The following is a 20,751-nucleotide window of genomic DNA, read 5'->3' as shown; positions in this document are numbered from 1 at the left end:
CTTGTGTCTAGACACTACTGTACAGGACGTGTATCGTAAGGCTCTCCAACGAGAGGGAGAGGCTCGTGAAATCGCATTACCGGGCAGTCGTCATCGGGGGAGGCGTGGTCGGCGCCTCGGTGCTCTATCACCTGACGCGCTTCGGCTGGAGCGACGTGGCGCTTATCGAGCGCGCCGAGTTGACGGCCGGATCGACCTGGCACGCGGCGGCCGGCTTCCATGCGCTGAACGCCGATCCCAATGTCGCGGCGCTACAGGACTACACGATCAAGCTCTACCGCGAGATCGAGGCCGAGTCCGGCCAGGATGCCGGGTTGCACATGACCGGTGGCGTCAACATGGCAAGCGATCCGCAGCGCTGGGAATGGCTGAAATCGGCCTGGGCGGTGTTCCAGTCGGTCGGCATCGAGACGGCCCGCCTGGTGACGCCCGAGGAGATCAAGGAGATCTGCCCGATCGTCGACGTCAGCGATGTGCTGGGTGGCCTTTACGATTCCAACGAAGGCCATCTCGACCCTTACGGCACGACGCACGCCTATGCGGGCGCCGCAAAGAAGCGCGGCGCCGATGTGATCCTGCGCAACCGCGTGATCGAGCTCAGCCAGCGCGCCGACGGCGGCTGGGATGTGGTTACGGAGAAGGGCGCGATTGTCGCCGAGCATGTCGTCAACGCCGGCGGCCTGTGGGCCAAGCAGGTCGGCCTCATGGCAGGCGTCGACCTGCCGGTGACGCCGATGGAGCACCATTATTTCGTCACCGAGGACATTCCGGAGGTCGCTGCCCTGGACAACGAGCTCGGCCTTGCCGTCGATCTCGACGGCTTCTCCTATCTTCGGCAGGAGCGCAAAGGCGTGCTGCTCGGTGTCTACGAGCAGAACCCAAAACATTGGAACATGGACGGTGCGCCCTGGGACTACGGCATCGAGCTGATCCCCGAGGACATCGACCGCATCAGCCCGGAGCTTTCGAAGGCCTATCAGCGCTTCCCCTGCCTGGCCAAGGCGGGCATCCGCAAATGGGTCAATGGCGCCTTCACCTTCACCCCCGACGGCAATCCACTGGTTGGCCCGGTGCGTGGCTTGAAGAACTACTGGGTCGCCTGCGGCGTCATGGCCGGCTTCAGCCAGGGTGGCGGCGTCGGCAAGTCGCTGGCCGAATGGATGATCTACGGCGAGCCGCAGGCCGATATCTTCGGCATGGACATCGCCCGCTACGGCGCCTTCGCCGCCAACCGCGAGTATCTCAGGCAAACCACGCGCCAGTTCTACGCCCGGCGCTTCGTCATGACCTTCCCCAACGAGCGGCTGTCGGCGGGCCGGCCGCTGAAGCGGCCCGGCGCCTATGACGGCATGAGCGCGGCCGGCGCCGAATGGACGGCCTCATGGGGGCTGGAAATCCCGGCCTATTTCGCGCCGATGGGTTTTCGCGAGGAGACGACGCTGAAGCGCTCCAACGCCTTCGACATCGTCGGCGATGAGGTGCTGCAGGTGCGCCGCGCCGCCGGCCTCGTCGACACCACGGCCTTCTCGCGCTACGCCGTGTCCGGTCCCGGCGCCGAGGCCTGGCTCGACCGGCTGCTTGCTTGCAAACTGCCGAAGCCTCGGCGCGCGAAGCTTGCCCCGATGCTCGGCCATGACGGCAGGCTGAAGGGCGACCTTACCGTGCTCAACTGGGGCGGCGGCGACTACTGGATCATGGGCTCCTATTACCTGCGCGAATTCCACATGCGCTGGTTCGAGGCGCACATGGCGGACGGCGTCTCGGTTAACGACATCTCGGACGCGATGTCCGGCTTCCTGGTGACCGGGCCGAATGCAAGGAAGGTCGTCGAACGCACCACGCACCAGGACGTCTCCGCCAAAACCCTGCCGTTCATGGCCTGCGCCGAGTTCGACATCGGCATGGTTCGCGCCCGGGTCGCCCGGCTGTCGATCGCCGGCGAGCTCGGCTTCGAAATCAATTGCCCGGCCACCCTGCACGGGACGCTGCGCGAGACGCTGCTCGCCGCCGGCGAAGATCTTGGTCTCGCCGAGATCGGCTACTACGCGCTCAACGCGCTGCGGCTGGAGAAGAGTTTCGGCATCTGGTCGCGCGAGTTTACCCAAGGCTACACGCCCGGCCAGACCGGCCTTGACCGGTTCGTCGCCTTCGACAAGGGCGATTTTGTCGGCCGCGAAGCAGCTCTCAAGGAGCACAAGGCGGGCGTCGCCCGGCGGATCGTGACCCTGGAAGTCGATGCCGTCGACGCCGACGCCAGCGGTTTCGAGCCTGTCTGGCACAAGGGCCGGCGCGTCGGCTTCGTCACTTCCGGCGGCTACGGCTACACGGTTGGCAAGAGCGTCGCCCTGGCGTTGCTCGATGACGATTTCGCCGGGGAGGGGACGCAACTTTCCGTCCACATTGTCGGCGTCGAACGGCCGGCGCGCGTCATCGCGGCCTCGCCCTACGACCCCAAGGGCGAGGCAATGCGGCAATAGGGAGGATTGGGCATGATTGATGAGGCCGCACGCGATCAGAGGCGCGAACGCCGGCGCGGACGCACCGGCGAGGCCGGTAGCGAGTCCAGTCGCCGCCCGAACTATCGTTCGCTGAAGAACCCCTTCCTGCCGCAGCCGGTCTTTTCCGACGATCAGGTCGCCGCAATCCACGACACGGCGCTGCGCGTGCTGGAAGAACTCGGCATCAAGGTGCTGCTGCCGGAGGCGCGCGCAATTCTTGCCAAGGCCGGCGCCCTGGTCGACGAGGACAGCCAGATGGTGCGGATCGGCCGCGACATGGTCGAGGCAGCCTTGGCGTCCGCGCCGCGCTCGATCCCCACCTATGGCGGCGCCCGCTCCCGTGACCTTATCCTCGAGCTTGGGTCCATGACATTCCTCGCCGGCTCCGGCGCGCCCAACGTCACCGATCTCGAGCGCGGAAGGCGGCCGGGCACGCTCGCCGCCTTCGAGGAATTCATGAAGCTGCTGCAGCATTTCGACGTGCTGCATATGCTCGGCCCTTGCATCGAGCCGCAGGACGTCGACACGCGCTTTCGCCACTATGCCACCGGCCGCGCGCAACTGACGCTCTCCGACAAGTTCCCCTTCGTCTTCGCCCGCGGCACGCCGCAGGTCGAGGACAGTTTTGAGATGGTCCGGCTGGCGCGCGGCCTCTCGCAGGAGGAATTCCGTAATGGCGCCTACTGCTACACCGTCATCAACACCAATTCACCGCGCCAGCTCGATATCCCGATGGCGCAAGGCATCATCGACTTCGCCAGGTTCGGCCAGGTGTCGATCATCACGCCCTTCTGCCTGGCGGGCGCCATGGCGCCGATCACGGTCGCCGGCGCGCTGACCCTGCAGCATGCGGAGGCGCTGGCGGGGCTGACGCTCGCCCAGATCGTGCGCCCCGGCGCTCCGGTGGTCTATGGCTCGTTTTCCTCCAATGTCGACATGAAGTCGGGCGCGCCGGCCTTCGGCACGCCGGAGCACATCAAGGCGACCTTGGGCGCCGGTCAGCTCGCGCGCTTCACCGGCTTGCCTTGGCGCTCCGGCGGCGGCAGCGCCGCCAATGTCTCCGACGCGCAGGCGGCGCATGAGACGCAGTTCGCGCTATGGGGCTCGGTGCTTGCCGGCGCCACCGTCAGCATCCATGCCGCAGGCTGGCTGGAAGGCGGCTTGAGCGTCTCGTTCGAAAAGCTGATCACTGACATCGAGGCGCTGCAGACCGTCGCCGAGCTTTGCGCCACGACACCGGGTGATGCCGACGCCATTGGTTTCGACGCTATTGCCGAGGTGCAGCCCGGCGGCCATTTCTTCTCGGCCGCCCACACCATGGCCCGCTACCGTACCGCCTTTTACGAACCGCTGGTGGCCGACTGGTCGAATTTCGGCAACTGGACGCAATCCGGCGGTAAGACCGCGACGGAGCGCGCCACCGGCATCTGGAAGCGGATTCTTTCCGATTTCCAGCCGCCCGCATCCGCTGCCGCCACCGCCGGCGTGCTCGACGATTTCATCGCACGTCGCACCGAAGAGGGCGGCGCGGCACCGGTGTCGTGAGGTCAAGGCAGCAGGGCAACCGCTGTACGCGAATAGGTCTTGTCGCTGACTTGATCGAGCATGAAGGCCGCCACGTCGGCGCGCGCCAGCGTCGGCAACAAGGATCTGGCCCGGATGCCGTGGCCGTGGCGGAACCGGCCGATGGCTGGACCGTTGCCGAGCTTTGGTGGTCGCACGATCGTCCAGTCGAGGCCGGACTGCGCGATGAGCCTTTCTTTCGCTTCGTGATCCGCCGCTTCATGGCGCAGCACGAGCGGCACGACGATGCCGCCGAGCAGCGGCCCCAATTGCCGCCGGCTGTCGCGGACGCCGAGGAAGGACTGATAAATGAGCCGGGTTGGCCCGCTCCGTTGCATCGCCTCGACGATGAAGCCGATACCGGCAATCACCGCCGCGTCGTGCTTCAGTGGCACGCCGACACCGAGGCAGCTCAACACCGCGTCGTGACCGGCAATCGCGCCCTCCACCGCCTTGCAGTCGGCGACGTCTCCGACGATCACGCTCAGACGGTCGTGGCTGATGGCGAGCTTGCGCGGGGTGCGGACGAAGGCGGTGACCAGATGGCCTTCCGCCAGCGCCGCCGAGACGAGGGCGCGGCCGGTCGCGCCCGAGGCGCCAAAGATCAGAAGTTTCATCTCCGGCCTCCCTGGCCAGTCTGCCCCGCTCGTCAGCCAGGCTTGCGCCCTGCGGCGAAAGCGACCGGCGCCCCAGCCGGGCAGCAGCCTTGTGTAGACGTAGTCGCATTGCTCCACCAGACCCTGCGCGGCGCCTTCCTCAAAAACCGTGTCGCCCCACATCGTGACACGCGTGATGCCCTGCATGCCCGCCGAACCGGAACCGCGCATGGTGCGGCTCGCCCCCGAAACTCTCGGCAGCCGCCCGGTTTTGCTTGTCTATCGCCGCGAGATCGGTGATGAGGCGCCTGTGCGCCGTCATCCGTTCGTAACTGTGGTGATCAGGGATCAGGCAACGGTGATCAGCGGCAAGGCTTGATGGCATTGCCTCAAGCCGCCGTCCGACGATCTGGCGAAACGGGTGCAAGGCGGCTACGCTGCGATGAGGACAAGGCAGGCGAGAGGAACCACATATGACGGCGCCTGGCGATTTGATGCAGGCCTTGTTCCTGCGATTGAAGACCGATGCGTCGCTGTCGGCGCTGCTGGGCGGCGCCGGCCTGCTCGAGCGCGCCGACGCCAAAGCCGCATTTCCGCACGTCACATACGGCCGCACTAGCGCCTTCGACCTGGACACCGGCGCCGACGACAACGACGACCAACTCATCACGCTCCACATCTGGTCGAAGGCGCAGGGAGAGGCCGAGACGCGGCTCATCATGGACAGCATCAAGGCGCGCCTCGACGGCGCGGCCCTCTCGATCGGCCCGCGTGGCCAGACGCGGCTGTCGCTGGAATTCGCCGAGGCGCGCTATGACGACGACCTCGCGGTGCACCACGGGCTGCTGCGCTTCCGCGCGCTGACGCAAGAAAGTGTCTGAGAGACCAGCTTTTCCTTGTGCAATTCCAGGAAAGTGCGCACCTATTTTCCGTCCGGAAGTGCGAAAAAACAAAGAGTTAGAGCAATTCCGCGTTTCCTTAAAGCGATGAACGTCTCTAGAGCTGGGCCTGGATGGCGGCCTTGTCGATGACGGACCAGACCTCGCGTATTCGCCCGTCCTGGATTTCATAAAAGACGTTCTCCGCGAAGGTGACTCGCCTGCCGTTCACCGGCAGGCCGAACAGCATGCCCTTGGGCCTGCAGTCGAAATGCAGGCGGGCCGCCACGCGTGGTGGCTCTGATACCAGAAGCTCGATGTTGAAACGCAGATCGGGAATGGCCTGGAAATCGCCTTCCAGCATGCGGCGATAGCCCGAAAGCCCCACCGTCTCGCCATTATACTGCACCTCGTCGCCGATGAACCGGCCGAGATTGTCCCAATCCTGTTCGTTGAGGCAGGCAATGTAGTCCTTGTAGAGACTGGCAAGGTCGTCATGGCTCATGGCATTCTCCCCGTCCTCAACTGCTTCACGGCGCAAATTAGAGCATATGCAAGCCGCGAAAACCGTAGCCGCGCCCGTGATTTTCCGGCTATCAATCCATGGCTGGTCCTGATGGGCCCAGGCAGTTGGACTCGCATTTGTTCGTCTCGCGGGCAGGGGGTATGGCGGGCATGGATTTTCGGCCGTTCACCGTTCATTTCATGTTCAGCACAAATGCGTTAGTACCGTGATCATGAAAACGTTCCGCTCCCTTACTCGCGCCGCGACGCTGGCGCTTGCCGCAGCCGGGATTTTTGCGTCGCAGGCGACGGCGATGCCGCTCGTCGAGCCATCGGTCGATCAGCCGCTCGTGCTTGCTGCCAACGACTGCTATGCAATCGGCCAACAGATCGCCGCGCAGAACGGCGGCACGCTCGCCAAGGCCTCGCAGGCGACGCGCGGCGGACAGCAGGTCTGCGTGATCGTGGTACTGGTCCCGGGCAAGGAGGGCCAGCGGCCGCGCCGTACTGAGATCGTGGTGCCGCTGGACTGACGCCCAATTCCCTTTAACAGGCTTGAGTTTCCTGGCCGGCGGAATCGGCCTATACCTCCACCCTTCAACAGGCTCCGAACCATGCGCGTGCTCGTCGTCGAGGATGACAAGGATCTCAACCGGCAGCTTACGGATGCGCTGGTCGATGCCGGCTATGTCGTCGACCGCGCCTATGACGGCGAAGAGGGGCATTTCCTCGGCGACACCGAGCCTTACGACGCCGTCGTCCTCGACATCGGCCTGCCGCAGATGGACGGCATCAGCGTCGTTGAGCGCTGGCGCCGCGGCGGGCGCAAGATGCCTGTGCTGATCCTGACCGCGCGCGACCGCTGGAGCGACAAGGTTGCCGGTATCGACGCGGGCGCCGACGACTACGTCACCAAGCCTTTTCACATCGAGGAGGTGCTGGCCAGAGTGAGGGCGCTGATCCGCCGCGCCGCCGGCCATGCCTCATCCGAGCTCACCTGCGGGCCGCTGAGGCTCGACACCAAGGCCTCCAAGGCCGACGTCAACGGCGTGCCGCTGAAGCTCACTTCCCACGAGTTTCGGCTGCTTGCCTATCTGATGCATCATATGGGCGAGGTGGTATCGCGCACCGAATTGGTCGAACATCTCTACGACCAGGACTTCGACCGCGACTCCAACACCATCGAGGTGTTCGTCGGACGGCTTCGCAAGAAGATGGGCATCGACATGATCGAAACCGTGCGAGGCATGGGCTATCGCATGCGAGAGCCGGAGGCGTGACGCGGAACCGCTGAAGCCGACGATGAGAACGTGGCTTTCAAAGCTGCGGCTCTGGCCGCGCTCGCTGACCTTCCGCGTCATCGCCTTTTCCACGATTTGGGCGATCCTGACGCTCGTCGTCATCTTCACCCTCATCACCACGCTCTACCGCCAGGCCAGCGAGCGCGGCTTCGACAGCCTGCTTTCGGCGCATCTGTTCAACCTGATCGGCTCCGTCGGCATTTCCGACAATGGCGCGCTCATCGGCTCGCCCGACCTTGGCGATCTGCGCTTCTCGGAGCCGAATTCCGGCTGGTACTGGTCGGTCGAGCCGGCCTCCGAAGACGTTCACGGCGAACTCCATTCCTCCTCGATGACCTCCTCGATCCTGTCGCCGAGCGTCGCCGAGGTGCCGTTCAACGCGAACTTCCAGCGCAGCTATTCGACCGAGGGCATCAAGGGCGAGGAGTTGGAGGTTTTCGAGAGCGAGTTCGTGCTCGATGCCAAGAACCGCGCCGCGCGCTTCCGCGTCATGGGCAATCACAGCGAGCTCGAGCAGGAGATCGCGAGCTTCCAGCGCCGGCTGCTCACCTATCTGTCGCTGTTCGGCGTCGGCATGATCGCCATCAACGCCATCGCCATCCTTTTCGGCTTGCAGCCTTTGCGCCGCGTGCGCAATGCTCTGGCGATGGTGCGCGAGGGCACGGCGCAGCGGCTTGACGGGCGCTTCCCGGCCGAGATCGAGCCTCTGGCCAGCGAGACCAATGCGCTGATCGAGAACAACAGGCGCATCGTCGAGCGCTCGCGCACCCAGGTCGGCAATCTCGCCCATTCCCTGAAGACGCCGCTTGCCGTGCTGATCAACGAGGGCCGCGCGCTCGGCGGCGCCAAGGGAGAGCTCATCGCCGAGCAGGCTGCCTCTATGCAAAAGCAGGTCGACCATTATCTGCAGCGCGCCCGCGTCGCCGCCCAGCGCGACAGCGTCGTCTTCCGCACGCCGGTGGCGCCGCTGGTCGAGCGCATGGTGCGCGTGCTGCGCAAGCTCAACCCGCAGACACAGCTTTCGCTGTCGCCGCCGGCCGCCGGGATCGTCTTTGCCGGCGAGCGCGAGGATCTTGAAGAATTGCTCGGCAATCTCCTCGACAATGCCATGAAATGGGCGAAAAGCGCCGTTGCCGTCTCGGTCGCCACCGTTGCCGGAAGCCCCAACCTTTTTGAAATCGTTATAGAGGACGACGGCCCCGGCATTCCCGAGGACAGCGCGCGGGAAGTGTTGAAACGCGGCAAGAGACTCGACGAGACGAAGCCGGGAACGGGGCTTGGATTGGCCATTGTCGCCGACCTCGTCAACGAGTATGGAGGCGCCCTGGCGCTGGAACGGTCCAGCATGGGCGGCTTGAGGGCAGTGGTAAGATTGCGGAGCCTTCAATAATGTTTTTATCGATTTCCGTGCGGCCGCTCGCGGCCAAATTTCCGACAAATATCAATACTATGGGCTCGCTATCCTTCCCGCTGGCGCGGTTCCCGATCCGTCTCGCTCCAGAAGTGCTTTTCGCCCAAGAAGCCCATCCCGCTCAAGAGAACTGGTTGCTGGCATGAAGATTCGCGTTGCGCTCGTTTCCGCCCTGATGGCCGTGTCGGGCTGCACCACGCTGGGCAGGACCGGCCCGACCTCTCCGGTCACGCCCGTCGCCACGCCGCGGGCCGCCGGTAAGGTGGGAACCGGCATCGTCGCGGCCATGAATGGCGGGCTCATCGGCGGCTCGATCGGTTCGGGTCTGAGCGATGCCGAAAAGCGCAAAGGCCTCGAGGCCGAGTACAAGGCGCTGGAATACAACGCCAGCGGCCAGAAGGTGACGTGGAAGGGCGACAGCTCGACCCATTATGGCGAGGTCGTTGCCGCCCAGCCCTACCGGGTCGGCTCGCAGGACTGCCGCCAATACACCCACACCGTTTACACGAGCGGTTCGGGCGTCACGGCGCGCGGCACCGCCTGCCGCAATGCCGACGGCAGCTGGACGCCGCTGACCTGAATTAGCAACGATCGGCGCAATTTGACATTGATCAAGGACGGCCGGCGCGTCTGCCGCCAAAGCGTCGCAGGGCGTCCGTGTTGGCAGGGCAGGGCTCTGCCTTTATTGGAATAGCCATGCTGTTCTGGGTCATAGCTGCAATCCTTACGCTGGGCGCCAGCCTGGCGGTGCTTTTGCCGCTGGCCGGCGGCACGAAAGCCGCATCGACCGCCGGCGATCACGATCTCGAAGTCTATCGCGACCAGCTTTCGGAACTCGACCGCGACATGGCGCGCGGTCTCATCCAGCCGGGCGAGGCGGAGGAAGCGCGCGCCGAGATCGGCCGCCGCATTCTGCGTCTCGGCTCGCACAGCCAGGCAAGCGCGCGAGCGCCGCGCCCTGCGCGCGCCGCGAAGCTGGTCGCCACCGCCGCCGTGCTGGCGGTGCCGCTGGTTAGCTGGGGACTTTACGGCTCACTCGGCTCGCCGGATCTGCCCTCGCAGCCGCTGGCCGAACGGCTGGCCAAGAACCCTGCCGAGTCCTCGGTCGACGAGCTGGTTGCCCGCGCCGAGGCGCATCTCGCCGCCAATCCCTCGGACGGCAAGGGCTGGGACGTGCTGGCGCCGGTTTATCTGCGCCTGCAGCGCTACGCCGACGCGGTGACCGCCTATCGCAACGCCATCCGCCTCGACGGCGACAGCGCCGTGCGCCAGGCCGGCCTTGGCGAGGCGATCGCCAACGCTGCCGGCGGGATCGTCACGGCCGAGGCTCAGGGCGCCTTCGACGCGGCCTTGAAGCTCGATCCCGCCAACGCCAAGGCCAATTTCTATCTGGCGATGGGCCTGGCCCAGGAAGGCAGGAAGGCGGAAGCCGCCGCCGCTTGGCAAAAGATGCTCGGTCAGCTTGCGCCCGATTCGCCCTGGCGCGGCGCCGTCCAGCAGGCGCTCGCCGAAACGGCCGAGCCGCCGGCGGCGGCAGGCAAGCCGGCGACCGGCCCGGATGCCGGGCAGGTCGAGGCGGCGCGGCAGATGGCGCCGCAGGACCGGCAGGCAATGATCGAGACCATGGTCGCCAGCCTCGACGACCGGCTGAAACAAAATCCGCGCGACGAGGAAGGATGGATGCGGCTCATTCGTTCCTATGTTGTGCTCGGCAAGGCCGACCGGGCGCGCGACGCGCTCGGCCGCGCGGTTGCCGTCTTCGGCGCCGACAGCGAGCAGGCCAAGAAATTCACCGCCTTTGCCGCCTCCCTCGGCGTGACGGCGACGGAGTAGGCCATGACGCGCAAGCAGAAGCGATTGTCGGTGATCCTCGCAGGGCTGGCCTTCCTCGGCGCTGCTGCCGGTCTTACCTTCTACGCGCTCGGCCAAAAGGCTTCGTATTTCTACATGCCCGCCGACCTCGCCGCCGCAACCGTCCAGCCCGGACAGCGCATTCGCCTTGGCGGGCTCGTCGAAAAAGGCACCATCGTTCGCGGTCAGGGCGCGACCGTCGCGTTCTCGGTCACCGATGAGCAGAAATCGGTCAAGGTCACCTATACCGGCATCTTGCCCGACCTCTTCCGCGAGGAGCAGGGCGTCATCACCGAAGGCGCTTTTGGCCCGGACGGCGTCTTCGTTGCCGATAGCGTTTTAGCCAAGCACGACGAGCGCTATATGCCCAAGGAAGTCGCCGACCGCTTGAAAGCCAAGGGCGTGTGGCAGGAGAGCAAGAGCCAATAATGGTTGAGACCGGACATTTCGCGCTCGTCCTCGCCTTCGCGCTGTCGCTGGTGCAGATGCTGGTGCCGTTGGTCGGCGCCCGCACCGGCAACCAGCGGCTGATGGCGGTCGGCGGCCCGGTCGCGGTCACCGGCTTTGCGCTGACCGCGCTGTCCTTCACCGCTCTTGCCACCGCCTATGCCGGCTCCGATTTCTCGGTGGCGAGCGTCTGGGAAAACTCCCATTCGCTGCAGCCGATGATCTACAAGATCACCGGCACCTGGGGAAACCACGAAGGCTCGATGCTGCTCTGGGTGCTGATCCTGACCTTCTTCGGCGCGCTCGTCGCTGTCTTCGGTTCCAACTTGCCAGCGACGCTCAAAGCCAATGTTCTGGCCGTGCAGGGCATGATCGGCGCCGCCTTCTTCCTGTTTATCCTGGCGACGTCCAATCCCTTCATCCGGCTGAACCCGGCGCCGATCGAGGGCCGCGATCTCAACCCGATCCTGCAGGACCTCGGCCTCGCCATCCATCCGCCGCTGCTCTATCTCGGCTATGTCGGTTTCTCGATCTGCTTCTCCTTCTCGGTCGCAGCCCTGATCGAAGGCCGCATCGACGCCTCCTGGGCGCGCTGGGTGCGGCCCTGGACGCTGGTCGCCTGGATGTTTTTGACCGGCGGCATCGCCATGGGCTCCTATTGGGCCTATTACGAGCTTGGCTGGGGCGGCTTCTGGTTCTGGGACCCGGTCGAGAACGCTTCCTTCATGCCCTGGCTCGCCGGCACGGCGCTCCTCCATTCGGCAATCGTCATGGAAAAGCGCTCGGCGCTGAAGATCTGGACGCTGCTGCTTGCCATCCTCACCTTCTCGCTGTCGCTGCTCGGCACCTTTCTTGTCCGCTCTGGCGTGCTGACTTCCGTGCATGCCTTCGCCACCGATCCGGCGCGCGGCGTCTTTATCCTCTGCATCCTGACGCTGTTCATCGGCGGCTCGCTGGCGCTGTTTGCGCTGCGCGCTTCCACCCTGACCGCAGGTGGCCTGTTCCAGCCGATCTCGCGCGAAGGCGCGCTCGTGCTCAACAATCTGTTCCTGACCACGGCGACCGCGACGGTGCTCGTCGGCACGCTCTACCCGCTGGCGCTTGAGGCCATCACCGGCGGCAAGATCTCGGTCGGCGCGCCCTTCTTCGACCTGACCTTCGGCCCGCTGATGCTGCCGCTGCTCGCCATCGTGCCGTTTGGTCCGCTGCTTGCCTGGAAGCGCGGCGACGTCCTTGCCGCCTCGCAGCGCCTGATGGCGGCCTTCGGGCTAGCGATCGCCGCGATGCTGGTCACCGCCCTGTTTATCGATGGCGCCTCGGTCTTCGCTGCGCTTGGCGTCGGCCTCGCCGTCTGGCTTGTCGCCGGCGCGCTGACCGACCTTGCCGTCAAGTCGGGCATCGGCTCGGTGGCGCCGGCCGACGTGCTGAGACGCTTTGCCGGCCTGCCGCGCTCGGTCTTCGGCACCGCGCTTGCCCATCTCGGCCTCGGGCTCACCTTGCTCGGCATCGTCGGCACGCTTTCGTTTGGCACGGAGAAGATTCTCACCATGCGCCTCGGCGAGACGGTGGAACTTTCCGGCCACACGCTGCGCTTCGAAGGACTGTTTCCTCAGAAAGGCCCAAACTTCACCGAGGAGCGCGGCCGCTTCCTGCTGATTGGCGCCGATGGCAATGCCGATGGCGAGATCACCTCTGCAAAACGCTTCTATCCGGTGCGGCAGACGGTAACGACCGAGTCCGGCATCAGGACGCTGGGTGTGAGCCAGCTCTATCTGTCGCTCGGCGATGAGGGCAAGGACGGCTCGGTCGTCGTGCGCCTGTGGTGGAAGCCGTTGGTGACGCTGATCTGGGGCGGCGGACTGGTGATGATGGCGGGCGCCGCCATGTCGCTGCTCGACCGCCGCCTGCGCGTTGGCGCCCCCGCGAGGCGCCGCAAGCCGGCTGCCGCTGCCTTACCCGCGAGCCCGACATGAAAGCGAAGTCTTCGCTCGCCTCGCTGATCCTCCTGCTGGCGTTGGTCTTCGCCGGCGCGGCACAGGCGGTGAAGCCCGATGAGGTGCTGCCCGATCCGGCGCTGGAGGCTCGCGCACGCGCGCTTTCCGAAGGCCTGCGCTGCATGGTTTGCCAGAACCAGTCGATCGATGAATCCGACGCCGATCTGGCCCGCGACCTGCGCATCCTCGTGCGCCAGCGCCTCGTCGCCGGCGATACCGACCAGCAGGTGATGGATTACATCGTCTCACGCTACGGCGAGTTCGTGCTCTTGAAGCCGCGCTTCAGCCTGCGCAACGCGCTTTTGTGGGGCACCCCGGCGCTTCTGCTTCTGGCCGGCGGCATCTTCATCGTGCTCAGCACCCGTTCGCGCCGCCCGGCGCCGGACAGCACGCTCAGCGCCGAGGAACAGGCGGCGCTGGACAAGCTGCTGCGCGATTAAAGCGCCAACATTACAAAATTTTCATATATCGGAAATGGCGCCGTAATGTGCGCCTCACTAAGTCTCTTTCCGAGGATGCTCTCCTGAGCGCATCCACTTCGAAAGAGGAAACGAGACCCATGAATATTGCCCCCGATTCATATTCAAGCACCCGCAAGCGCCTGATAGCGGCTGTCGCGTCCCTGGCCGTGATTGGTGCGGTCGGCGCAGGCGCGCTTGCCACCGGCACTGCGCCCGTGCTGGCCGATGCTGTGCGTGTCGAGGCTCCACAGGTTCCGAGCTTCGCCGACGTCGTCGAGCGCGTCTCGCCGGCGGTGGTCAGCGTCAAGGTGAAGGCCAAGATCCAGCCGACGGCCGATGACGGCTCCGACGATCAGAACGGCTTCGACAACCTGCCGGACAATCCGCAGCTGCGCCGCTTCTTCAGGGAGTTCCGCGGCTTCGGCGATCAGGGCGGCCAGTTCGGCATGCCCCGGTTCAACCACCGCAACCACGGCAATGGCGAGCCGCGCCCTGTCGCTCAAGGTTCGGGCTTCTTCATTTCCGAGGACGGCTACCTCGTCACCAACAATCACGTGGTTTCGGAAGGCTCCGACTTCACCGTCGTCACCAATGACGGCAAGGAGCTCGACGCCAAGCTGATCGGCACCGATCCGCGCACCGACCTCGCCGTGCTGAAGGTCGATGGCGGCGGCAAGTTCACCTATGTCGACTTCGCCGACGACTCCAAGATCCGCATCGGCGATTGGGTCGTGGCGGTCGGTAACCCGTTCGGCCTCGGCGGCACCGTCACCGCAGGCATCGTTTCGGCCCGCGGCCGCGACATCGGCGCCGGCCCCTATGACGACTTCATCCAGATCGACGCCTCGGTCAACCGCGGCAATTCGGGCGGTCCGACCTTCAACCTCAACGGCCAGGTGATCGGCATCAACACCGCCATCTTCTCGCCGTCGGGCGGCAGCGTCGGCATCGCCTTCGACATCCCGGCCTCGACCGCCAAGCAGGTGGTCGAAGACCTGATGAAGAACGGCTCCGTCCAGCGCGGCTGGCTCGGCGTCGAGATCCAGCCGGTCACCTCCGACATCGCCGAGTCGCTCGGCCTGAAGTCGGACAAGGGCGCGCTGGTTTCGAGCGCGCAGGACGCTGGTCCCGGCAAGAAGGCAGGCATCGTCGCCGGCGATGTCATCACCCAGGTCGACGGCAAGGACGTCGCCTCGCCGAAGGAACTCGCCCGCATGATCGGCGCTTATGCGCCGGGCAAGTCGGTTGATGTCACTGTCTGGCGCAACGGCAAGAACGAGACGGTCAAGGTGGACCTCGGCACGTTGCCTTCGAGCGACAAGCAGGCCTCGAACGAAGGCGGCAACAAGCAGGCGGCTCCCGCCAAGGCCGATACGCTTGCCGATCTCGGCCTCACCGTCACCAAGTCGGAAAACGGCAAGGGCCTGGTGGTCACCGATGTCGATCCGGACAGCGATGCGGCCGACCGCGGCATCCAGCCCGGCGACGTCATCACCTCGATCAATTCGAACGAGGTGAACACTACCGACGACGTTTCCAAGGCCATGACCGATGCCTCCAAGTCGGGCCGCAAGGCCGTGCTGATGCAGATCACCCGCGACGATAGCAACCGCTTCGTCGCGCTGCCGGTCGGAAAGGGCTGATCTGAGAGAGCGGTTCAAGCGCTCCTCGAGAACGCAGAACCGCTCTAACTCTCTGTATGACGCAATTCCGGACGGAAACCCGCTTCACGCCTTTCCTGGAATTGCTCAGCGACTTTTCCTTGCGGCGGTTTCAACACCCCCGAGCCGCCGCCGGGAAAACATGGGGCCGAGCACGTCAGTCAGTCACCGTGTTTCGCTCCTGCGGCAGCGGGTTTCCCATCACCCGCTGCCGCTTGCCAAGCACGGGGCCCGCAAGTGGGTACCGGTCTGGGATCACGACATGCGGCTGGCGAACGCAAAGGCGCTGACTCATGGCTGCCCCTCAACCTTCCAGTGAAATCGCGTATAACGGCTCCATGAAGATTCTCGTCATGGAAGACGACCGCGAGGCTGCGGATTACCTGCAGAAAGCCTTCGCCGAGGCGGGCCACACCGCCCATGTCGCCGGCGACGGCGAGACCGGCTTCGCGCTTGCCGACGCCGGCGACTATGACGTGATGGTGGTCGACCGCATGATGCCGCGCCGCGACGGGCTGTCGGTGATCGCAGCCCTCCGCTCGCGCGGCAACACCACGCCGGTGCTGATCCTGTCGGCGCTGGGCGAGGTCGACGACCGCGTCACCGGGCTGCGCGCCGGCGGCGACGATTATCTCACCAAACCCTACGCCTTTTCCGAATTGCTTGCCCGCGTCGAGGTGTTGAACCGTCGCGCCGGCGCCCGGGAAACCGAGACCGTCTACCGCGTCGGCGATCTCGAGCTCGACCGTCTGTCGCATTCGGTCAAGCGCGCCGGCCGCGAGATCACGCTGCAGCCGCGCGAGTTCCGCCTGCTGGAATATCTGATGCGCCATGCCGGCCAGGTGGTGACGCGCACCATGCTGCTGGAAAATGTCTGGGACTATCATTTCGATCCGCAGACCAACGTCATCGACGTTCATGTCTCGCGCCTGCGCGGCAAGATCGAAAAGGGTTTCGACAAACCGATCCTGCACACCATCCGCGGCGCCGGCTACATGCTGAAAGGTGGCTAGAGCATGATCCCAAACCGAAAGTCACGGAACGTTTCGGAAAAGATGCTGCAACAAGGGGTTATCGTGCAGCCAATCGTCATCCTGATCTAGGCGCACATGGCTCTTTCCCTGCCGGCCATCATGAAGACGACGGCGGCCCGGCTCTCGGCGCTTTACCTTCTGCTTTTCGCTCTCTGCGCCGTGCTGCTCGTCTTTTACATGACGTCGCTCTCGGCGCGCATGCTGACGGCGCAGACCCAGGACACGATCAATGACGAGATCCTCGGCTTGGCTCGCGCATACAAAAATGGCGGCCTGCCGTTGCTGGTGCGCGTGGTTGAAGCCCGCTCGCGCCAGCCTGGCGCCAACCTCTATCTGATCGCCGACGCCAACGGCCAGATCCTGACCGGCAATGTGCAGAGCCTGGAGCCGGGAATCATCGAAACCGAGGGCTGGACGACGGAGCCCTTTTCGTACCATCGCTTCGGTGAGGGCGAACTCGACCGGTTGCGTGGTGGTGGCACAGATCAGAGCGCGCCGTCCCCGGGCGACAGCAGCGCTCGGTCGGAAGGCGAAGAAGGCCACAACGCTATCGCGCTGGTGCTGCGACTGCCCAATCAGATGATCTTGCTGGTCGGCCGCGATCTTGGCGAGCCCGAGCGCTTCCGGGCCGTCATCCGCCGCGCGCTGATGCTGGCGCTGGGCATGATGGGGCTCGGCGGCCTCTTGATCTGGTTCTTCGTCGGGCGCGCCGCGCTGAAACGCATCGACAGCGTCTCCGACGCAAGTCGCCGCATTATGGGCGGCGACCTTAGCGGACGGCTGCCGGTGACCGGCGCCGGTGACGAATTCGACCGCCTGTCCGAAAACCTCAACACGATGCTTGCCCGTATCGCCATGCTGAACGAGGGGCTGAAGCAGGTCTCCGACAACATCGCTCACGATCTGAAGACGCCACTGACCAGGCTGCGCAACCGCGCCGAAGCCACCCTTGCCGGCAAGCGCAAGACGACGGACTACCGTCAGGCGCTGGAGGGAACGATCGCCGAGTCCGACCAGCTCATCAAGACCTTCAACGCCATCCTGATGATCTCGCGGCTGGAGGCCGGCTATTCCTCCGAGACAACCGGCCCGGTCGACCTCGCCGCTACGGTGAGCGATGTCGTCGAGCTCTACGAGCCGGTGGCGGAAGAGGCGGGCGTCGTGCTGGAAACCGCGGTGCCGGAAGCGGTTACTATCAACGGCAATCGCGAACTGATCGGCCAGGCGCTGTCGAACATCGTCGACAACGCCATCAAATACTCGACCGGCGCCGCCGAGAGCCCGAAAGTGCGCGTCACGCTGGAGCGCATCGGCGGCGAGGTCAAGCTCGCCGTTTCCGACAATGGCCTTGGCATCCCCGACGATGCCGACCGCGCCAGGGTCACCGAGCGTTTCGTGCGGCTGGAGAAGAGCCGTTCGCAGCCGGGCTCGGGTCTGGGCCTTAGCCTCGCCAAGGCGATCATGACTTTCCACAACGGCAGGCTTGATCTTCTGCCCGCCAATCCCGGATTGTCCGTAGTCATGAGTTTCCCGGCCCGGGAGACGCATTGATGGCGGCAAGGATGGCAAAAAAGAAGATCGATACGGAATGGCAACTCCGACCGACGCTGGCGCTTCGCCCGCTCGGCGGCGACCATGCCCGGCGGGAATTGTCTGAGATCGCTGACGCGGCCGAGCAAGACGGCCTTCCGCGTCTGGCCGCGTTCCTCGCCGGCCAGGGAGCACTGCAGGAATTGCTCGCCGCCATCTTCGACCTGTCGCCGTTCCTGCGTGATACGGCCCGCCGCCGGCCGGCCATTCTCGACAAGCTGTTCGGCCAGACGATCGAAGCGCATCTCAACGAGATCGGCGAGGCGGTCGATCGTGCTGCACGGGCCGAAAATGTTTCGGAATCGAGCCTGATGATGGAACTCAGGCAGTTCAAGGTCGAAGCGCATTTCCTGATCGCGCTGGCCGATCTGTCCGGCGAAGCCGAAACCGCGCTGACGGTGCGCCGTCTGAGCGACCTGGCGGATGCTTGCACACGCGCCGCCGTCGATTTCCTGCTGCTCGACGCGCACGGGCAGGGCAAGCTCAAGCTGCCCCATCCGGAAGACCCGGCGCGCGGCTCGGGCTGGATTGTGCTCGGCATGGGCAAGCTCGGCGCGCATGAGCTGAATTTTTCCTCCGACATAGACCTCGTCGTCTTCTTCGATCCGGAGGCGCCGGCGGTGGTCGATCCGCTCGATGCGACGGAGCTGTTCTCGCGCCTTACCCGCCGTCTCGTGCGCATCCTGCAGGACCGCACCGAGCATGGCTATGTCTTCCGCACCGATCTGAGGCTGCGCCCCGATCCCGGCTCGACCCCGCTGGCGATCCCGGTCGAGGCGGCGCTTCGTTATTACGAGGCTCGCGGCCAGAACTGGGAGCGCGCCGCCATGATCAAGGCGCGGCCGGTGGCCGGAGACCTTGCCTCGGGCTCGGCCTTCCTCAAGGAATTGCAGCCCTACGTCTGGCGGAAATACATGGATTACGCCGCGATCGCCGACGTCCATTCGATCAAGCGCCAGATCCATGCCCACAAGGGCCACGGCGAGATCGCGGTGAAAGGCCATAACGTCAAGCTCGGCCGCGGCGGCATCCGCGAGATCGAGTTCTTCGTCCAGACGCAGCAGCTGATTGCCGGCGGCCGCTTCCCGGAACTGCGGGGCCGCGAAACGGTGCCGATGCTGGACGCGCTCGCCGCACGCGGCTGGATCACCGCCGATGCGCGCGATGCGCTCACCCGACAATACTGGTTCCTGCGCCGTGTCGAGCATGCCGTCCAGATGGTGGCCGACGAGCAGACACATGTCCTGCCGGAAGAGGACGAGGAACTGGAGCGTATCGCGCTGATGCTCGGCTTCACCGGCGAGGCGGAATTCGCGGAAGCTTTCCGCGCCTCGCTGCAGCAGGTCGAGCGCCATTATGCGGCGCTGTTCGAGACGGCACCCGAACTGTCGGCCGGCGTCGGCAATCTGGTCTTCACCGGTGATGTCGACGATCCCGACACGCTGCAGACCTTGCATCGCCTCGGCTTTCAGCGGCCGAGCGACATCTGCCGTGTCATTCGCGGCTGGCATTTCGGCCGATACCGCGTCACCCAGTCGGCGGAGGCGCGCGAGCGGCTGACGGAACTGACGCCGGCGCTGCTGAAAGCCTTCGGCCAGACGCGCCGCGCCGACGAGGCGCTGATCCGCTTCGACGAGTTCCTCGCCGGCCTGCCGGCTGGCATCCAGCTCTTCTCGCTTTTGCAGTCCAATCCGGCACTGCTCAAGCTGATGGCGACGATCATGGGCGCTGCTCCGCGGCTCGCCGCCATCATCACGCGCCGCCCGCATGTGTTCGACGGTCTGCTCGATCCGGCGTTGCTCGCGGAACTGCCCGACCGCGCCTACCTCTCGGCGCGGCTTGCGGCCTTCATCGAGGGCGACCGCGCCTATGAGGATGTGCTTGACCGGCTGCGTATCTTCGCCTCCGAGCAGAAATTCCTGATCGGCGTGCGGCTGCTTGCGGGCTCCATCGATCCCGGGCGCGCCGGTCGCGCCTTCTCCGACCTGGCCGACCTCACGATCGAAGCGGCGCTCAACGCAGTCATCGCCGAGTTCGCGTTGCGCCATGGCAGGATTGCCGGGGGCAGGGTCGCGCTCCTCGGCATGGGCAAGCTGGGCAGCCGCGAGCTCACTGCCGGCTCGGATGTCGATCTGATCCTGCTTTATGACCACGATGCGGATGCGGAAGACTCCGATGGCGAGAAGCCGCTGGCGCCCTCACACTACTACACCCGCATGACGCAGCGGCTGATCGCCGCCGTCTCGGCGCCGACGGCCGAAGGCGTCCTGTATGAGCTCGACCTTCGCTTGCGCCCCTCCGGCAACAAGGGGCCCGTCGCCACCCATGTCGACGCCTATAAGAAATATCAGCGGCAGGATGCCTGGACCTGGGAGCATATGGCGCTGGCACGAGCACGCGCCATCGGCGGTGACGCAGCGCTTTGCGCCGAGGTCGAAGACGAGGTTGCGGCGGTTCTTGCCCAGCCGCGCGACGGCGCCAAGGTGAAGGCGGATGCCTCCGAGATGCGGGCGCTGATCGACACGGAAAAGCCGCCGCGCGATCTCTGGGACATCAAGCTGATCCCCGGCGGCCTGATCGACCTTGAATTCATCGCCCAGGTCGCGGTCATCACCGGCGCGGTCGAGGCTGGTAGGCGGGCAACCGCGACGGCGGAAGTGCTGGCGCGGCTGGCCCCCGGTTACGCGGCGCCTGATGTTCGGCAGGAGCTTTGCGAGGCCTGGAGGCTCTATCTCGCGCTGACCCAGATGATCAGGCTCTGCCTTACCGGCCAGTTCCAGCGCGACGATGTTCCGCCGGGGCTTTCTGATCTGCTTCTGGCGGCCACCGACCTGCCGGATTTCGGTGTGCTCGAAGCGCATCTCAAGGAGACGTCGCGGAAGGTTCGGAAGGATTTCGAGCTTCTGCTTCGCGCGGGAGCGTCGATCTCGCGAGGTTAATCCACGCGTCATTCCTTGGCGCC

At 65.3% G+C, this 20,751-nt stretch carries 19 protein-coding genes; 17 read left to right on the top strand and 2 right to left on the bottom strand.

Annotated features, from left to right (window positions below; translation table 11 throughout):
* The first annotated feature begins 65 nt into the window (after positions 1-65).
* Both CK222_RS09440 and CK222_RS09435 read left to right on the top strand, forming a co-directional pair.
* Positions 66-2,477 (top strand): FAD-dependent oxidoreductase, encoded by a 2,412-nt coding sequence (locus CK222_RS09440; RefSeq protein ID WP_095800160.1) that lies wholly within the window; start codon positions 66-68, stop codon positions 2,475-2,477.
* A 12-nt stretch (positions 2,478-2,489) separates the two neighbouring features.
* Positions 2,490-4,043: a trimethylamine methyltransferase family protein gene (locus CK222_RS09435; protein ID WP_095800159.1), complete on the top strand. Its 1,554-nt coding sequence runs from the start codon at positions 2,490-2,492 to the stop codon at positions 4,041-4,043.
* Between the two features lie 2 nt (positions 4,044-4,045).
* Here CK222_RS09435 and CK222_RS09430 read toward each other — a convergent pair whose 3' ends face one another.
* Positions 4,046-4,888: an NAD(P)H-binding protein gene (locus tag CK222_RS09430; RefSeq protein WP_095800158.1), complete on the bottom strand. Its 843-nt coding sequence runs from the start codon at positions 4,886-4,888 to the stop codon at positions 4,046-4,048.
* Between CK222_RS09430 and CK222_RS32235 the strand changes: the two genes are divergently transcribed.
* Positions 4,887-5,036, top strand: coding sequence for a hypothetical protein (locus tag CK222_RS32235; RefSeq protein ID WP_176477603.1), 150 nt, complete (start codon positions 4,887-4,889; stop codon positions 5,034-5,036). The genes CK222_RS09430 and CK222_RS32235 overlap by 2 nt on opposite strands.
* 94 nt (positions 5,037-5,130) lie before the next feature.
* Entirely contained in the window at positions 5,131-5,538 is a 408-nt protein-coding gene (locus tag CK222_RS09425; protein ID WP_095800157.1) for a DUF3168 domain-containing protein, read from the top strand.
* A gap of 115 nt (positions 5,539-5,653) precedes the next feature.
* On the opposite strand, the gene CK222_RS09420 is transcribed toward CK222_RS09425, so the two are convergent.
* Positions 5,654-6,040 (bottom strand): ester cyclase, encoded by a 387-nt coding sequence (locus CK222_RS09420; RefSeq protein WP_095800156.1) that lies wholly within the window; start codon positions 6,038-6,040, stop codon positions 5,654-5,656.
* Positions 6,041-6,272: 232 nt separating this feature from the next.
* Between CK222_RS09420 and CK222_RS09415 the strand changes: the two genes are divergently transcribed.
* From CK222_RS09415 to CK222_RS09360, 13 genes are all read left to right on the top strand, one after another.
* The gene (locus CK222_RS09415; RefSeq protein WP_095800155.1) at positions 6,273-6,572 is read left to right on the top strand and encodes a hypothetical protein; all 300 of its coding nucleotides are present in this window, start codon (positions 6,273-6,275) and stop codon (positions 6,570-6,572) included.
* Between the two features lie 81 nt (positions 6,573-6,653).
* Positions 6,654-7,319 carry a response regulator transcription factor gene (locus tag CK222_RS09410; protein ID WP_067320964.1) on the top strand — a complete coding sequence of 222 codons (666 nt, stop codon included), beginning with the start codon at positions 6,654-6,656 and terminating at the stop codon, positions 7,317-7,319.
* A gap of 22 nt (positions 7,320-7,341) precedes the next feature.
* On the top strand, positions 7,342-8,730 hold the full coding sequence (locus CK222_RS09405; RefSeq protein ID WP_095781555.1) for an ATP-binding protein: 1,389 nt from the start codon (positions 7,342-7,344) through the stop codon (positions 8,728-8,730).
* Positions 8,730-8,897 carry a hypothetical protein gene (locus CK222_RS32230; protein WP_176477602.1) on the top strand — a complete coding sequence of 56 codons (168 nt, stop codon included), beginning with the start codon at positions 8,730-8,732 and terminating at the stop codon, positions 8,895-8,897. Before CK222_RS09405 ends, CK222_RS32230 begins: the two co-directional genes overlap by 1 nt.
* Positions 8,894-9,331, top strand: coding sequence for a hypothetical protein (locus CK222_RS09400; RefSeq protein WP_095800154.1), 438 nt, complete (start codon positions 8,894-8,896; stop codon positions 9,329-9,331). Before CK222_RS32230 ends, CK222_RS09400 begins: the two co-directional genes overlap by 4 nt.
* A 116-nt stretch (positions 9,332-9,447) precedes the next feature.
* Positions 9,448-10,584, top strand: coding sequence for a c-type cytochrome biogenesis protein CcmI (gene ccmI / locus CK222_RS09395; protein ID WP_095800153.1), 1,137 nt, complete (start codon positions 9,448-9,450; stop codon positions 10,582-10,584).
* Positions 10,585-10,587: 3 nt separating this feature from the next.
* A complete protein-coding gene (ccmE, locus tag CK222_RS09390; RefSeq protein WP_095800152.1) occupies positions 10,588-11,031 on the top strand; it encodes a cytochrome c maturation protein CcmE in 444 nt (147 codons plus the stop codon).
* Positions 11,031-13,022 carry a heme lyase CcmF/NrfE family subunit gene (locus CK222_RS09385; protein ID WP_095800151.1) on the top strand — a complete coding sequence of 664 codons (1,992 nt, stop codon included), beginning with the start codon at positions 11,031-11,033 and terminating at the stop codon, positions 13,020-13,022. Before ccmE ends, CK222_RS09385 begins: the two co-directional genes overlap by 1 nt.
* Entirely contained in the window at positions 13,019-13,483 is a 465-nt protein-coding gene (locus CK222_RS09380) for a cytochrome c-type biogenesis protein (protein WP_095800150.1), read from the top strand. The genes CK222_RS09385 and CK222_RS09380 overlap by 4 nt, the downstream gene beginning before the upstream one ends.
* Before the next feature lie 119 nt (positions 13,484-13,602).
* Positions 13,603-15,147, top strand: a complete 1,545-nt coding sequence (locus tag CK222_RS09375) for a Do family serine endopeptidase (RefSeq protein WP_095800149.1) — start codon at positions 13,603-13,605, stop codon at positions 15,145-15,147.
* 356 nt (positions 15,148-15,503) lie between these two features.
* Positions 15,504-16,178, top strand: a complete 675-nt coding sequence (locus CK222_RS09370) for a response regulator transcription factor (protein WP_066997584.1) — start codon at positions 15,504-15,506, stop codon at positions 16,176-16,178.
* 96 nt (positions 16,179-16,274) lie between these two features.
* Entirely contained in the window at positions 16,275-17,750 is a 1,476-nt protein-coding gene (locus tag CK222_RS09365) for a HAMP domain-containing sensor histidine kinase (protein ID WP_067320986.1), read from the top strand.
* Complete coding sequence (locus CK222_RS09360) at positions 17,750-20,728, top strand: bifunctional [glutamine synthetase] adenylyltransferase/[glutamine synthetase]-adenylyl-L-tyrosine phosphorylase (RefSeq protein ID WP_176477601.1); 2,979 nt, start codon at positions 17,750-17,752, stop codon at positions 20,726-20,728. Before CK222_RS09365 ends, CK222_RS09360 begins: the two co-directional genes overlap by 1 nt.
* Positions 20,729-20,751 lie beyond the last annotated feature (23 nt).

This window comes from Mesorhizobium sp. WSM3866, assembly GCF_002294795.1.
Classification (GTDB): Bacteria; Pseudomonadota; Alphaproteobacteria; order Rhizobiales; family Rhizobiaceae; genus Mesorhizobium.
Note: the sequence above shows the minus strand (reverse complement) of the source record. Positions and strands in the feature narration are given on the sequence as shown.

What these genes read in the sequence shown, in the direction of transcription:
- CK222_RS09435 (WP_095800159.1), top strand. Translation starts at nt 2,490, where the DNA reads ATGATTGATGAGGCCGCACGCGATCAGAGGCGCGAACGCCGGCGCGGA.
- CK222_RS32235 (WP_176477603.1), top strand. Translation starts at nt 4,887, where the DNA reads ATGGTGCGGCTCGCCCCCGAAACTCTCGGCAGCCGCCCGGTTTTGCTT.
- CK222_RS09430 (WP_095800158.1), bottom strand. Translation starts at nt 4,888, where the DNA reads ATGCGCGGTTCCGGTTCGGCGGGCATGCAGGGCATCACGCGTGTCACG.
- CK222_RS09425 (WP_095800157.1), top strand. Translation starts at nt 5,131, where the DNA reads ATGACGGCGCCTGGCGATTTGATGCAGGCCTTGTTCCTGCGATTGAAG.
- CK222_RS09420 (WP_095800156.1), bottom strand. Translation starts at nt 6,040, where the DNA reads ATGAGCCATGACGACCTTGCCAGTCTCTACAAGGACTACATTGCCTGC.
- CK222_RS09415 (WP_095800155.1), top strand. Translation starts at nt 6,273, where the DNA reads ATGAAAACGTTCCGCTCCCTTACTCGCGCCGCGACGCTGGCGCTTGCC.
- CK222_RS09410 (WP_067320964.1), top strand. Translation starts at nt 6,654, where the DNA reads ATGCGCGTGCTCGTCGTCGAGGATGACAAGGATCTCAACCGGCAGCTT.
- CK222_RS09405 (WP_095781555.1), top strand. Translation starts at nt 7,342, where the DNA reads ATGAGAACGTGGCTTTCAAAGCTGCGGCTCTGGCCGCGCTCGCTGACC.
- CK222_RS32230 (WP_176477602.1), top strand. Translation starts at nt 8,730, where the DNA reads ATGTTTTTATCGATTTCCGTGCGGCCGCTCGCGGCCAAATTTCCGACA.
- CK222_RS09400 (WP_095800154.1), top strand. Translation starts at nt 8,894, where the DNA reads ATGAAGATTCGCGTTGCGCTCGTTTCCGCCCTGATGGCCGTGTCGGGC.
- ccmI (WP_095800153.1), top strand. Translation starts at nt 9,448, where the DNA reads ATGCTGTTCTGGGTCATAGCTGCAATCCTTACGCTGGGCGCCAGCCTG.
- ccmE (WP_095800152.1), top strand. Translation starts at nt 10,588, where the DNA reads ATGACGCGCAAGCAGAAGCGATTGTCGGTGATCCTCGCAGGGCTGGCC.
- CK222_RS09385 (WP_095800151.1), top strand. Translation starts at nt 11,031, where the DNA reads ATGGTTGAGACCGGACATTTCGCGCTCGTCCTCGCCTTCGCGCTGTCG.
- CK222_RS09380 (WP_095800150.1), top strand. Translation starts at nt 13,019, where the DNA reads ATGAAAGCGAAGTCTTCGCTCGCCTCGCTGATCCTCCTGCTGGCGTTG.
- CK222_RS09375 (WP_095800149.1), top strand. Translation starts at nt 13,603, where the DNA reads ATGAATATTGCCCCCGATTCATATTCAAGCACCCGCAAGCGCCTGATA.
- CK222_RS09370 (WP_066997584.1), top strand. Translation starts at nt 15,504, where the DNA reads ATGAAGATTCTCGTCATGGAAGACGACCGCGAGGCTGCGGATTACCTG.
- CK222_RS09365 (WP_067320986.1), top strand. Translation starts at nt 16,275, where the DNA reads ATGGCTCTTTCCCTGCCGGCCATCATGAAGACGACGGCGGCCCGGCTC.
- CK222_RS09360 (WP_176477601.1), top strand. Translation starts at nt 17,750, where the DNA reads ATGGCGGCAAGGATGGCAAAAAAGAAGATCGATACGGAATGGCAACTC.